The 13,170-nt window shown below is 37.3% G+C and carries 14 protein-coding genes; 7 read left to right on the top strand and 7 right to left on the bottom strand.

From position 1 onward, the window contains the following. Position 1: 1 nt before the first annotated feature. Positions 2–424 carry a Na(+)/H(+) antiporter subunit B gene (locus tag AC1ECF_RS10300; RefSeq protein ID WP_480389329.1) on the bottom strand — a complete coding sequence of 141 codons (423 nt, stop codon included), beginning with the start codon at positions 422–424 and terminating at the stop codon, positions 2–4. After that, on the bottom strand, positions 414–2,810 hold the full coding sequence (locus AC1ECF_RS10295; RefSeq protein WP_480389328.1) for a Na+/H+ antiporter subunit A: 2,397 nt from the start codon (positions 2,808–2,810) through the stop codon (positions 414–416). The genes AC1ECF_RS10300 and AC1ECF_RS10295 overlap by 11 nt, the downstream gene beginning before the upstream one ends. Before the next feature lie 295 nt (positions 2,811–3,105). On the opposite strand from AC1ECF_RS10295, the gene AC1ECF_RS10290 reads away from it, so the two are divergent. Continuing rightward, positions 3,106–3,789 (top strand): histidine kinase, encoded by a 684-nt coding sequence (locus AC1ECF_RS10290; protein WP_480389327.1) that lies wholly within the window; start codon positions 3,106–3,108, stop codon positions 3,787–3,789. 105 nt (positions 3,790–3,894) lie between these two features. Here AC1ECF_RS10290 and AC1ECF_RS10285 read toward each other — a convergent pair whose 3' ends face one another. Further along, the gene (locus tag AC1ECF_RS10285) at positions 3,895–4,098 is read right to left on the bottom strand and encodes a hypothetical protein (RefSeq protein ID WP_480389326.1); all 204 of its coding nucleotides are present in this window, start codon (positions 4,096–4,098) and stop codon (positions 3,895–3,897) included. Positions 4,099–4,385: 287 nt separating this feature from the next. Here AC1ECF_RS10285 and AC1ECF_RS10280 point away from each other — a divergent pair, with 287 nt between their 5' ends. Further along, on the top strand, positions 4,386–5,096 hold the full coding sequence (locus tag AC1ECF_RS10280) for a DUF421 domain-containing protein (RefSeq protein WP_480389325.1): 711 nt from the start codon (positions 4,386–4,388) through the stop codon (positions 5,094–5,096). Positions 5,097–5,122: 26 nt separating this feature from the next. On the opposite strand, the gene nagZ is transcribed toward AC1ECF_RS10280, so the two are convergent. Both nagZ and AC1ECF_RS10270 read right to left on the bottom strand, forming a co-directional pair. Next, entirely contained in the window at positions 5,123–6,781 is a 1,659-nt protein-coding gene (gene nagZ, locus AC1ECF_RS10275; RefSeq protein ID WP_480389324.1) for a beta-N-acetylhexosaminidase, read from the bottom strand. Between the two features lie 425 nt (positions 6,782–7,206). Continuing rightward, positions 7,207–7,797: a histidine phosphatase family protein gene (locus tag AC1ECF_RS10270; protein ID WP_480389323.1), complete on the bottom strand. Its 591-nt coding sequence runs from the start codon at positions 7,795–7,797 to the stop codon at positions 7,207–7,209. 140 nt (positions 7,798–7,937) lie between these two features. Between AC1ECF_RS10270 and AC1ECF_RS10265 the strand changes: the two genes are divergently transcribed. Then, a complete protein-coding gene (locus AC1ECF_RS10265; protein WP_480389322.1) occupies positions 7,938–8,696 on the top strand; it encodes a MerR family transcriptional regulator in 759 nt (252 codons plus the stop codon). A gap of 31 nt (positions 8,697–8,727) precedes the next feature. Here the strand turns inward: AC1ECF_RS10265 and AC1ECF_RS10260 are convergent, their stop codons facing one another. Beyond that, positions 8,728–9,147, bottom strand: a complete 420-nt coding sequence (locus AC1ECF_RS10260; protein ID WP_480389321.1) for an NUDIX hydrolase — start codon at positions 9,145–9,147, stop codon at positions 8,728–8,730. A gap of 150 nt (positions 9,148–9,297) precedes the next feature. On the opposite strand from AC1ECF_RS10260, the gene AC1ECF_RS10255 reads away from it, so the two are divergent. Then, positions 9,298–9,621, top strand: a complete 324-nt coding sequence (locus AC1ECF_RS10255; RefSeq protein WP_480389320.1) for a PadR family transcriptional regulator — start codon at positions 9,298–9,300, stop codon at positions 9,619–9,621. Continuing rightward, positions 9,614–10,657: a DUF4097 family beta strand repeat-containing protein gene (locus AC1ECF_RS10250; RefSeq protein WP_480389319.1), complete on the top strand. Its 1,044-nt coding sequence runs from the start codon at positions 9,614–9,616 to the stop codon at positions 10,655–10,657. The genes AC1ECF_RS10255 and AC1ECF_RS10250 overlap by 8 nt, the downstream gene beginning before the upstream one ends. 43 nt (positions 10,658–10,700) lie before the next feature. Here the strand turns inward: AC1ECF_RS10250 and AC1ECF_RS10245 are convergent, their stop codons facing one another. Further along, positions 10,701–11,303: a CPBP family intramembrane glutamic endopeptidase gene (locus AC1ECF_RS10245; protein WP_480389318.1), complete on the bottom strand. Its 603-nt coding sequence runs from the start codon at positions 11,301–11,303 to the stop codon at positions 10,701–10,703. Positions 11,304–11,546: 243 nt separating this feature from the next. Between AC1ECF_RS10245 and AC1ECF_RS10240 the strand changes: the two genes are divergently transcribed. Beyond that, a complete protein-coding gene (locus AC1ECF_RS10240) occupies positions 11,547–12,113 on the top strand; it encodes a sigma-70 family RNA polymerase sigma factor (protein ID WP_480389317.1) in 567 nt (188 codons plus the stop codon). Next, complete coding sequence (locus tag AC1ECF_RS10235) at positions 12,110–13,144, top strand: DUF4179 domain-containing protein (RefSeq protein ID WP_480389316.1); 1,035 nt, start codon at positions 12,110–12,112, stop codon at positions 13,142–13,144. Before AC1ECF_RS10240 ends, AC1ECF_RS10235 begins: the two co-directional genes overlap by 4 nt. Positions 13,145–13,170: the final 26 nt, after the last annotated feature.

Raw genomic sequence — 13,170 nt, 5'->3', positions numbered from 1 at the left:
TCTACTCATCCTCACTTATACTTAAGATAATCGTAACGACAACTCCAATGACAGCTAAAGCAACCCCAGCTTCAAATATAGTAACTGTCGTCAATTCCCTCTTTCCTAGCAACGGAAGATCAAAATAAGCAAAGGTCTGGGAGATAAAAGGCTCCCCAAAGAATAAAGACCCAAATCCGGTTCCTGTGGCCAGCAGGACTCCGATGGCAGCAACAAGCTTGTAATCCAAAGGCAAACTCTTCTGAACCCTTTCTATACCATTCGATAAATAGAGAAGAACGAATGCTGACGCAAGTACCAGACCGCCTATAAATCCTCCTCCCGGACTATTGTGACCCGAGAAAAATAAATACACCCCAAACGTAAAAACTATAAATACAACAATCTTTGTTGCCGTACGAAGGATTACATCGTTAATTTTCAATGTCCGTATCCTCCTTTTTTGTCCTTAGCTTAATCATCGAGTAAACTCCTAGACCAGCTATAAATAGTACAACCACTTCTAACATCGTATCAAAGGCGCGGAAATCACCCAGAATAGCATTCACAATATTCTTTCCACCAGTCAGATTATAAGAATCCTCAAAGTACCCGGAGATAGTTGGGAAATGCTGATAGTTCAAGACTGCTAGACCAACTAAGGTTACAACTGTCCCTGTTAAGATAGAAATGATGGCATTAGTCCACTTCGTTCTATTTGACACTTTCTCGGGCGTCCATTCAGGGAGATGAGAAAACGCAAGTAAAAACAATGCTGTTGTTACTGACTCTATAACAAGCTGAGTAAGAGCTAAATCTGGTGCTCGAAACACTACAAAGAAAATAGCTACGGAATAGCCCAACACCCCATTTAATAAGGTTGCCGTTATCCTTGATTTTGCAAATAACATCGCTATGCTTGCTACCGCCATTACTAACACGAGGATTACTTCAAAAAGTCTAAACGTAGCATTGGTGGAAGGATTAAAGGAAAACGCACCTAAAACAAACAAAAATCCTCCAACAGCAACTATAAAAAAGGCATATAAATAAGCTAGATAATCTCTCAGAAAACCCGTCATATAAAGTCTAGTAACTTTTCCGGCTATCTCCTCTGACCATTCTAGAAAACGAGTATAGTATGAATTAAAAGAATATTTCGGGGAGAAAAGTCCATAAATAGGTCTCCATGCCTTAATCGTTCTAAAGAGGAGAAACCCTATAACGACCACTCCAACAGTCATCCAAAGCTCGGGAAGAAAGCCATGCCACGCCTTTATATTTGGAGTTAGCTTTCCCGGGTCTCCAAAGCTTGGATAGACACTTGCCATCGCTGGCTTTAAAATATATTGTCCTAGCAAGTTCGGGAAAAAGAATATTCCTACAACCAGAGCTCCTAGAATGATAGGAGAAACAAGCATACCAATCGGTGCTTCATGTATAGGCTTATCAAGCTTTTCTGGCTGAGGTCTTCCAAGAAAGGTTTTATATATAAAAATCATACAATACACAAAGGTAAAGACACTGCCTACCCAAGCAACAACAGGGAAAATTACCCCTAAGCTCTGGAGTGAAAACACATCGGCCTCCATAATTTTTAGAGTTGCAGTAAAGAACATTTCCTTACTCAAGAATCCGTTGAAAGGTGGTAACCCAGCCATAGAAAGACTGCCGATAGTGGCAACTGTAAATGTAGCCGGCATAAATGTCATTAAGCCACCTAACCTTCTAATATCCCTTGTACCTAGCTCGTGGTCTAATATACCCACTACCATGAACAAGGCTCCTTTGAAGGTAGAATGATTAATAAGGTGGAATAACGCAGCAAAGGTTGCTTGAGTAAAGATGACTGTCTCTTCCGAATAGCCATACTGCAAAGCAACAGACCCTAAACCTAGCAAACTCATAATCAAGCCGAGTTGACTAATAGTTGAAAATGCTAACAATGCTTTCAAGTCTGTCTGTTTTACTGCATTGAAGGATCCCCAGAATAAAGTTACCATTCCCACACTACTAACCGTCCAGAACCATACTTGATCTACTCCAAAGATTGGGGTCATACGAGCCACAAGATAAATTCCCGCCTTGACCATCGTTGCAGAGTGTAGATAGGCACTTACAGGAGTAGGGGCTTCCATGGCGTCTGGAAGCCATATATGAAATGGGAATTGAGCAGATTTCGTAAATGCGCCGAGCAGAATTAAAATCATTGCCGGTATAAATAGGGTTTCCTCCGTTAGCTCTAACCCATCTGAAAGAATTTGTCGGATACTAAGGGAGCCAGTCATGGAATGGAGCATGATAAAACCGATTAACATAGCGATTCCACCACTTACCGTAATAAGCATCGCTTTCTTTGCACCTTGTCTAGAAGCATTACGATGACTCCAGAATGCAATAAGCAGAAAAGATGAAACACTGGTAAGTTCCCAAAAAACATAAAGGACTACTAGGTTATCTGATAACACTACTCCTAGCATGGCTCCCATAAAGATAAGTAAGTAGCAATAAAATTGATGGAGCGCCTCTTTTTTAGAAAGATAAAATATTGAATATAAAATGACTAAAGTACCTACTCCAGTAATCAAGAGACCCAGAATAAGACTTAGCCCATCTAAATAAGTGGTGAAATCGATGTTATAAGTGGAAATCCAATTGTAGGTGTTAGTAAATGTTTTACCCTTAGCAACCGAGGGAATAAAGCTTGAAAAATAGATGAATAGACTAAAAGGTACTAAAAGCACTACCCAGCCAATATGTAAGTTTTTCAGCCATCTATAGAGCAAAGGGACAAAAGCTGCTATTATGAATGGAAATAAGATTGCAAACAAGGGGCTACCTCCTATCTGTAAACGTTTTTATGTGATTTTATATTGGGGACTTGACTATCCCATTGAGTAGTTGCATAATAGGATTCCATATGGGGTTATATAGACATGGGGTGTTTATGTTCGCCACTATAAACGTAACTTTATAGGTTATACTTACGTCTAACCGTGTTAAACGAATGAATATACTACATTAAGTATACACTAAATTACTATACACCGCACTTGTGTAGCATACGCATGCAATAAATGAACCATTACTATAGAAGAAAATAAGATAAATGAGGTGTAAAGGATCGTGAAACACGCAAAGGGTAGGATGGATGAAAGTATACTGGTATGTGTATACTATGGTCCCAATGGAGAAAGATTAATTAGAAGAGGGCATAAGATGGCAAGCATGTTGGATTGCCCTTTATATATTCTTACAGTGGACCCTCTACCATACGATGCATTCGATGCTGAAAAATCTAGATACATTGAGCAATGGAAGTCTTTGGCGGAAGAGTTAGAAATTGAGGATTTTATCATAAAAGACAATGAAAAACGCCCTTCTCCAAAGGTAATAAAAGAAGTTGCACATCAGTTAAATATCACACAGATAATCATCGGACAAACTGCTCAAAGTAGATGGGAAGAAATCACAAAAGGTTCCTTTATGAATGTACTACTAAAAGAAATTCCTTTCGTTGACTTCCACGTGGTATCAGTAGAGCGTGTAGTAAAAGACGAAGAAGATGGGATGTTTGAAAAAGGAGTAAGAGCTTATCTTGTCTCAGAAGGGGATACTTTTAAAGTTTCCTTTACTTGTTCCAAAAACATATGCCAAGAAGGGATTTTCTTTAAAGAAATCGGCACGGATTTCGATAATGGGATATTCAAATTCATGTACAATAATAAAATGCACCAGGTTCATATACAGGATAATTTAGTTACAGACCCATCCCAAATACCTGTGGAATGTAAGCTAAACGGACAATAATCACTCTGTCTTTACATCAGTAGCAAAACAAATGAAGCACTTATGATTCTAAATCTCGACAAGAATCGTAAGTGCTTTCTTGGTTTTTAAACCTAGTTTCTCGACTTATACGAGCCACTTCGATATAAAATAATTAGATGGATACATTTTCAGACAGAGCTTTGTGCAACGATCCTTCGGAAGCCAAAATGCAACAACACTTAGAATAGGTAAGTAAGACATAACAATCATCGTACTAAAAACCCCAATGACGTTGGTCACATAGAAAGATCGCACAAAAATGACAGCCATTAATAACCCTAGTGCCATTCCCAACTGCTTTTTCGTAAGTCTTAGAAAAGAGGATTTAATGATTTTTTCTTCGTATTAGCAGCATTTAAAATCAGTTGTTTTTTATACCAAGTTGATATCCTAGAAAGCAAGATAATCCCTATGGCAGCAACAATCAAAAACAATGCAACTCCTCTTTGCCCTAGTGGAACAAGTACAAACGCACCATTATAGCCCACTTCAAACTATTATCATAAAAAATCTTACATAGACCTAGTGAATTTGGGAATAATAGACCTGAGAGCGAACAAAAAGGGGTCATTCCAATGGAGATTTTTAATGGAGAAATGAATTTTTGGGAGATGATTCTCCGGACTACTCTTTCCTTTATCATTCTTCTTATTTTAGCAAGGATTATGGGGAAAAAGCAGGTCAGTCAATTGACCTTCTTCCATTATATAACTGGTATAACTGTTGGTTCTATAGCAGCTGAACTAGCTTCCCAAAAGGAAACGCCGTTCGTCGATGGATTAATTTCTCTTGTGTGGTGGACATTCCTCACCCTCATTATGAGTTATATTTCCTTAAAATCCCCAAAAATAAGAGTATGGATTGACGATAAACCAACTATTTTAATTAAAGATGGAATTCTTTCAGAAAAAGCCTTGAAAAAAGCTCGATTAAACATGGATGATTTACAAATGTTACTACGAGAGCAGTCTATCTTCGCTTTAGCGGATGTCTATTTTGCTATACTAGAAACTAATGGTCAATTGAGTGTAATCAAAAAAACCGAACAGCAGAGTGCTACAAAGCAAGATGTAAAAGCAAATGCAACTCCTCCGAAATTTATCCCAACTGAAGTTATTTTTAATGGAGATATAATACACAAAAACCTAGAAGACCTTTACCTAGATGAGGAGTGGTTAATGAAGAAGCTACGGAAACAACATGTTCAGTCACCTACAGAAGTATATTATGCACAAGTCCAGTCAAACGGCTCACTATTTCTTTATTTAAAAGAAGAAGTAAATTAAACATAGTGATTACTTTTGCACTATGTTTAATTTAACTTGTTTTTTAAAAGCTGGATAGACTGGTTTAGGGTAGCTGTTTCCACGTTTTCTATTAGCTCATTATTTAGCTTGTACTTCTCTTTTAAGCTTATAATCCGTTCAACACTTTCATTAATGCGCTCTACCGTTATTTTTCCATCCTTTACCGCTTGGATCACTGCTTCTATCGCTCTTTGGATATTATTGTATTCATGAGCAATCAATAAAATATCGTTTCCAGCTATTATTGCCTGAACCGCCGCCTCGCCCATTTCATAATTATCCTCAATGGCATCCATCGTCATATCATCTGTCACAATTACTCCTTCAAAGCCAAGCCTATTTCTCAGAATACCAGTAATTATTTCCTCTGACAGGGAGCTTGGATAATGATTGTCTATATTAGGCATCAAAATATGGGCAACCATCACAACATCGGCTCCATTTGTTATTGCATCTTCAAAAGGAATTAGCTCTACTTGTTCTAAATCTTCTATCGTTTTATATATCACTGGTAATTCCATATGGGAATCTACATCCGTATCTCCATGACCGGGAAAATGTTTAATGACGGAGATAATATTTTCACTTTGTATTCCTTGCATAGTTTCGACACCAAGGCTGCTAACTATTTGAACATCGTCACCAAAAGCCCTATCACCTATTACAGGATTATCAGGATTATTATTCACATCTAAAACTGGAGCATAATCTACATTCATACCAAAAGCCTTTACTTGCTTGGCAAGCAGTGCACCAATCCCAAAAGCGAGTACCTCATCATTCTTTAAGCCAATCTCCAAGTTAGTAGGTTGCTTTAATAAACCAGGAAGTCTAGTCACTCTACCTCCTTCTTGGTCTACACTCAAAAACAAAGGATATCTTTCTAAATTACTTTGTTCCTTAATCGCATTTACAAGCGCCACCGAGCGTTGGGGATTAAGTAAGTTTTCCTTAAAGAAGATGATACCTCCTACTTTTTCCTGAGAAATAAGCTGCTCTATCTCCGTTGAATAACTATCTCCTTCTATCCCCGAGATAATCATTTGTCCTACCTTTTCTTCTAACGTCATTTCTGACAAGGGATCAACCTCTCCACCGACCTCTTTGAAATCCGTGTAGACAGAAATATGATGAACAAACGGATTTGGTTCCGTAGGGGTAGGTACAGGTAGAATCCATTTAAGCTGAAAGTTTTGCGCCACATCGTAAACTAAAATAGTTTGATCTACTTTTTCATCTTTATAACTTCTAACGTAATCAGGCTCCCCACCTATGCTTTTTATATCATTCAAGCGAATGTCCTGTATAAAAGAAGCGTCTGATCTAATATCAAAAATGGTTCCTAAACGATGACCAATGGTAGCATTTCTCTTCTCATACGTCTCATAAATATCCGATGAATGATTGCTTTTATTATCCGATTCTCCCCATTGCTCGTAAAGCTGTTGAATATCTGTTTCTCTCACTGTAAAAGGGATATTTACGACTTGTCCTTTTTCAGCAGTTTCAAAGAGCAAAGAAACTAATGATTGAATTTCAGCTTCTTGATTTTCATCTTCTATTACTGTATTCCTTTCAGGTTCTTCTGTCTGCATTGTAAAAAAAACCTCTGCGACCCCTAAAGCTAGAAGTATAAATAATAACAATCCAACTTTTTTAATCATTTTTAAGGCCCCCGAACAACTCTGATTACTTATTCTATTTCTACAAGTATAGCCACTATGACTATAAATAGACAATTTCCTGAAAATTCACTAATAAAAATTCAAAAACCTTAAGAAAAGTGTAAGCGCCTGTTCTGCCCCGACAAGCAAATGGGGAAGGCGAGGAGGCGCTTGACCACCACATTCGTCTCCCATTTGACCCCGAGGGGCAAGGCGGGTTTATGGTATTACTATTTATATACTTTCTTATCTTTAGACGAAAAAAGCACTTACGATTTTATATGATAAAATCACAAGCACTTTCTCACTTTCCCGCCCCTTGCACTCCACACAACGGTTCCCAATAAAATATTTAGATGAAAAACTTTTCTATTATATAGAAATATTATCTTTAAATTATAATTAGGTATTACAGATTGCTTTGCTTAATCTACTTTCTCTAGCTTCAAATGGTTCATACAATTAAAGAGGGTGCACTTGCTTTGTTGTTCCTTTATCTCCACGATCGTAAGAGAAGTATTGCCAATATCCTTAGAAAAATCTTCTTCAGGTATTAAAGCCCCTAGTAATCGACTAATGAAACCTCCGTGACTTACTACCAACACACGCTTATCTGGATATTCTTTTTTCACGTCCTCAATAAAGCCTAGCCCACGTGAGATAATGTCTTCCGCTGACTCGAAACCCATGTCTAAGCTTCTCCAATCAACTCCCCACCTCTCCACTCTCTCTTCCTCCGTAGTTCCTTCTACTAGACCTCCACCTATTTCTCCAAGTCTTCCATCGATGATAAATGGTAATTCCTTTTGATTTTCTGCAATAATTTCAGCTGTACGCTTTGCGCGGATTAGAGGGCTTGTATAAATAACATCCCAGTTCTCTTTTTCTAGTCTATCACTAACAAGCCTAGCCATTTCTATTCCTTCTTCATCTAACGGAACGTCAATTTTCCCCTGCGCTCGACCAATTTTGTTCCATTCAGTTACGCCATGTCTGACAAATACAAATGTAGTCATTTCTCCCTCTCCTTTACCTGTCTCTCTAATAAGAGTAAGCTTATTCAAAATTTTTTCCAAGAATTTTTTAATATTTAATTAAAACACTTGACCTTAACGCAACGGAAACGTTTAAAGTATGCTTATGTGGAGGTGGAGACATGGAATATACCATTCAGAAGCTAGGGGAAATAGCAGGAGTGAGCACGAGAACATTACGTTATTATGATGAAATTGACTTATTGAAGCCTGCTTACTTTACTACGTCTGGCTATCGAATATATGGGAGCAAAGAAGTAAACAGACTTCAACAGATACTTTTTTACCGAGAGCTAGGTGTTAGTCTGGATTCTATAAAAAATATACTGGATTCTACGGACTTTGACAGTACTGTTGCACTGAAAGAGCATCATCAGAGACTCCTGGAGAAGAGAGCGCAAATTGACAAGCTTATAAACAATGTAGAGAGAACTATATTAAAGGTAGAAAGGGGAATTCCAATGAGTGATAAAGAAAAATTTGAAGGGTTCAAAGAGAAGCTTATTGAAGAAAATGAAAAGCAGTACGGGGAAGAAATAAGAGAAAAGTATAGTGACCAAGAAGTAAATGCTTCCAATGCTAAGTTAAAAAATATGAGCAAGGAACAATACGAAGAGATAACAAAACTAGAAGAGGCTATTATTAAACAGCTAAAAACAGCCATAGAAGCAGGAGATCCGGCTTGTGAGGCAGGACAAAAAGCTGCTGCTCTTCACAAGGAATGGATCAGCTTCTATTGGAACAGCTACTCAAAAGAAGCACATGTAGGAGTAGCACATATGTATGTAACCGATGAACGCTTCACTAACTATTATGATTCAAGAGCCGGTAACGGAGCCGCAGAATTTTTACGAGATGCTATCCTCGTGTATACAAGCTAGACGGATATTGTAAAAGAGGCATCCATCGTAGTTACTTGATGGATGTCCTCTCCATTATTTGTTCCATAATTTCTACATCATCGATATAAGCAAGAGGTAATTCTTTTATTTCCTCTAGTGTCTTCCAGCTTATTTCATGGATAAGCTCATCAGGATCCTGCAAAGAAACGTTCCCTTCTATAATATCTACAAGAAAGTACTCTACGTAAACGGATATTCCATAGTCATTTAGGTAACTATTTTTGACATGGCAACGTTTTCTAGCTTTTACTTTGTAGCCAGTCTCTTCAAAAAACTCCCTCTCACAGCAACCTTCAAATGTTTCACCTTCCTCTAATGTACCTGATGGCACTGTCCACTTTCTCTCTTCTCCAGGTGCTCCTTGAAGCACCATTAGAACTTCTTTTTTATCATTCACACATATTCCGGCTGCGCCTTTCCAGCTAAACATTCATTTTCCACCTTTTTTAAAATTTATTATATCGCAAACGGCAAATAACAATATAAAGTTTTTTATAGTACCTTGCAATGTATAATACCTTGTGATATATTATTTTTACGGTACTATTTATTGAATAGTAGCGAAGGGAGTGAAAGCAATATGAATATACAATTTAAAAAAGGGGTTCTCAATCTTTGTGTGCTTGTTTTATTAGATAAACAAGACCGATATGGATATGAGCTCGTTCAGAAGATATCAGATCAGATAGCTATCTCCGAGGGTTCTGTCTATCCACTTCTTAGAAGACTAACAAAGGAAGGGTATTTTACCACCTACTTGCAAGAGTCTTCTGAGGGGCCACCGAGAAAATATTATAAGTTAACAGATTTAGGACGTACTTATTTACACGAGCAATTAAGGGAATGGAAGAGCTTCACGGATGGTGTGAACAATCTAATTGAAGAGGGTGTAAAGAATGACTGAACAGCAATTTATACGTGAATTAGAAAACGAGTTAAATCAAATGTCTTCTGAAGAAAGAGATGATATTTTAGCTGATATTAGAGAATATTTCATAAGCGGTCGTGAGGATGGGAAAACCGATAGTGAAATTGCAGCATCTCTAGGCTCTCCACAGGATATCGCTAAAGACTTATTAGAGAACTATGTACCAGTGCCTAGTAGAGCCCAATCAAATAATCAGCTTATTCATATTCCACACGCAAATTTTTCCCATGTGAGTATGGATATCGATCATGGAGCTTTAAATGTGTACCCTTCCTCTAACGATGAAACATATATAGAGCTTGTCGGAGAAAATGATAAGATGGTGCTGACTGCGGAAGTAATTCACGATACATTACATGTTCGATTAAAGATGAAAAAGCTTGGCTTCTTCTCCTTTATCTTTATGATCAAAGAGCTAAAGGTAAATGTTGCTCTTCCTAAAAAGCTTTATCAATCTATTGTTCTGAAAAGCGATAACGGTAGAATACGAGCAGAAAAGCTTCTAGGAAAAGACGTTCAAGTAATTTCCGAAAATGGTGCCGTAAATTTAAAAGAGCTTGCTACAACTACACTAAAAGCAGAAACAGATAATGGTCGAATCGAAATAGACAAGGTCGAAACGGAAAGGCTGACTGCTCTAACGGACAATGGTCGTATTGAGCTCCGTAATATTGATGCTGCAGACGTAGAGGCGGAAACCGATAATGGTCGTATAATAATGGAATATGTAAATGGAAAAATTAAAGGGAAAACTGACAACGGCAGAATCATTCTTCTTACCTCTTCCCTAGATTGCATGATTGATTTAGAAACGGATAATGGGAGTATCCAAGTGGAAACAGAAAGAGCACCACAAAACGTTTCCATCCACACGAAAACTGACTTGGGCAAAATAGATGTTTTTGGCGAAAATAACTCTAGAACAGTTTTTGGAGAAGGACAAAATAAAGTTCACCTTACTACTGATAACGGTAGAATTACTGTAGCTAGAAAAACTGGCGTATCTATCTAATAGTAGAGAATGGTTCCGTCCTCAACAGACGGAATTTTTTTATTTAGCTAAACATCACTACAAATAAGTTATAGGCCGCATGGATAATAATGACTGTCCAAAGTGAGTTTGTTTTCTTATACAAATAGCCAAATAAAAGACTAAGCAAGAATATATTTGCCATACTTCCTATCACACTCGGAAACACCATTTGTCCTGTACGCAGCCAAATAGGAAAGTGAATGAGCACGAAAAAGATAGATGTATACATATTAGCAGACCAAAAGCTATCAGACTTATCAGTTGTATGGGAGGATAGCCCATTGATCCATTTGTTTAAAATATATCCTCTAAAAACAATTTCCTCTAACAGCCCTGCTAAAATCACGGTATTTAACAATGTATGAAGGCTTAAGCTCACATGAATATCCTTATTCATCATTACAATGTGGACCAAATAAAAATATGCACCCATAATGCCAATAATGATAAAAGCCCATTTAAAGCCTCTCCTAACGTCATCTCGAAGCCCCAGAAAGGAAAGTACCGGTTGCTTTTCTATTCGACGAACCAATACAAAAACAGGTATAACCCAAATAACGGTTTTAATTAGTCCAGATAAAAATGCCTTATTTTGCGGTGCTAATATATCTAAATACGAGGCCAACCATAGCTCTTTCACAGTCCAAATAGTAAAGAAGACTAAAAAGAAAATCAGAACTTCCTCAATGTGTTTACGGATAATGCAAACCCCTCTCTCTTTTTTCTTTACAATTATTTCTACCTTTTTTATTTATTTCCTTTAAAATATGAAGAAAGATTACATAAAATTTAAAAATTGAGAAAATCGCAAACTTACTTCGTTATATAAAGTGTAAAAGCTTTTACAAAAGACCGAAGGAGAAAACTCATGAAAACAACTTCTAGTAATTTTGTTCGACGTCTTCAATCAGGTAAAGAGGATGCTCTTGAATATGTTATTGATCAATACTTACCCCTTGTGAAAGGGATTGTTTATAAAATACTTTCTCCACTCAACAAAGAAAGCATGATTGAGGAATGTATCAACGACGTTTTTCTATCCATCTGGAGTCATGCTAAAGATTTTCAAGGTGATGCTCCAGACTTTCCCAAGTGGCTCTGTGTTGTAGCAAAATTTAAAGCAATAGATTACTACAGGAAGGTCACAAACAATCTGGAAATCTCATCTGATTATATGGAGCTAGCAACCTCTTCAACTCCTGAGGAGGACTATGTAAGAAGAGAGTCTCACTCTGAGCTCTTACGCTTAATTAATAAGCTCGACCCGATTGATCAACAAATCTTTATCCTTCGATTCTTTCTAGACGAGGATACAGAAGCCATCGCCAAAAAGCTTGGCAAAACAAAGGCATCTATTGATAACAGGATTTACCGAGCTCGAAAAAAATTGAATGGAAAGTTACAGCTTTATAAAATGGGAGGGAATTTGATATGAAAAATCTCTATAAGCATTTCAATAAAATAGAAGTGGATATGGACGAGTTTGAAGAAATGGAAGTATCAGAATTTGAGAAAGTTAAACTAAAACAATCTATTCTGTCGAATATCAGTCCATCTAAGTCAAAAATGTGGAAAAAGCCTCTTTTAGCATCAGCAATGGCTGCTGGATTAGCTACTTCTGCTTTAGTAGGTCTTTCCTTTACAGCCAATGCAACAGAGCTACCTTGGATTGGTGGCATTTATCGGTATTTCCAAGATTTTACGAACAACAATTTTTATTTAGAATATGAAGAAAGTCTAAATAGTATCCAGCAAACAATCGAAAGTAATGGAATTAAAGTAACTGTTGACGACGCCGTGTATGATGGAGATGCTCTTTCCGTTACCTACACAATTGAAACTAATAAATATATGGGGGAATCACTATTTATCGCTTCGGTTCCTAGTATTGAAAATAACGAAAATAACGGAAGTCATAAAATTGTTCGAACAGAAGGGAACAAATACATCGGGATTGCAACTACACCAATCGATTTGCCTGCCGAATCAATAAATGTAGAGTGGAACATAAAATCTATCATCCCTAACCTAACAACGGAAGAAAGCACTAGAGGTAATTGGAACTTTGCTTTTTCATTGGATAAAACAGAAGCTATTGAAGTCCTCCCTGTAGGACAGCAGGTCACAAAGGAAGGTGTTACCGTTTCAGTTGATAAAATTACTATTGCTCCTAATTCTTTTTTAGTTAACTATTCGCATACGGTTTCTCAAGAGCTGAAAGCAATACCACTTCATGTAATAGTCTCTATGGAAGTGACAGACGACTTAGGGAATAAGTATGCGACTACCGATGGAGTTGGATATGGTTCCTCTACCTGGGAGACTAACTGGAGCTCTGTGCTAGAAAAGCTACATCCCTCTGCTAGTGAGTTAACAATGAAACTTTTCGTTGTATTGAGCAATAAATCAACAGGGGAAACATACAAAGAATTTGAAATGGATACAGTTGATGTTAAATTAAAATAATCACATACTAGATATTAGAACAGCAA

Source organism: Psychrobacillus sp. Z3-81, from assembly GCF_056620325.1.
This window is presented reverse-complemented; position numbering and strand designations above follow the sequence as displayed.

Excerpts from the sequence above, each read along its gene's own strand:
- AC1ECF_RS10250 (WP_480389319.1), top strand. The coding sequence starts at position 9,614 with ATGACTGAACAGCAATTTATACGTGAATTAGAAAACGAGTTAAATCAA.
- AC1ECF_RS10265 (WP_480389322.1), top strand. The coding sequence starts at position 7,938 with ATGGAATATACCATTCAGAAGCTAGGGGAAATAGCAGGAGTGAGCACG.
- AC1ECF_RS10240 (WP_480389317.1), top strand. The coding sequence starts at position 11,547 with ATGAAAACAACTTCTAGTAATTTTGTTCGACGTCTTCAATCAGGTAAA.
- AC1ECF_RS10235 (WP_480389316.1), top strand. The coding sequence starts at position 12,110 with ATGAAAAATCTCTATAAGCATTTCAATAAAATAGAAGTGGATATGGAC.
- AC1ECF_RS10255 (WP_480389320.1), top strand. The coding sequence starts at position 9,298 with ATGAATATACAATTTAAAAAAGGGGTTCTCAATCTTTGTGTGCTTGTT.
- AC1ECF_RS10260 (WP_480389321.1), bottom strand. The coding sequence starts at position 9,147 with ATGTTTAGCTGGAAAGGCGCAGCCGGAATATGTGTGAATGATAAAAAA.
- AC1ECF_RS10285 (WP_480389326.1), bottom strand. The coding sequence starts at position 4,098 with ATGGCACTAGGGTTATTAATGGCTGTCATTTTTGTGCGATCTTTCTAT.
- AC1ECF_RS10280 (WP_480389325.1), top strand. The coding sequence starts at position 4,386 with ATGGAGATTTTTAATGGAGAAATGAATTTTTGGGAGATGATTCTCCGG.
- AC1ECF_RS10270 (WP_480389323.1), bottom strand. The coding sequence starts at position 7,797 with ATGACTACATTTGTATTTGTCAGACATGGCGTAACTGAATGGAACAAA.
- nagZ (WP_480389324.1), bottom strand. The coding sequence starts at position 6,781 with ATGATTAAAAAAGTTGGATTGTTATTATTTATACTTCTAGCTTTAGGG.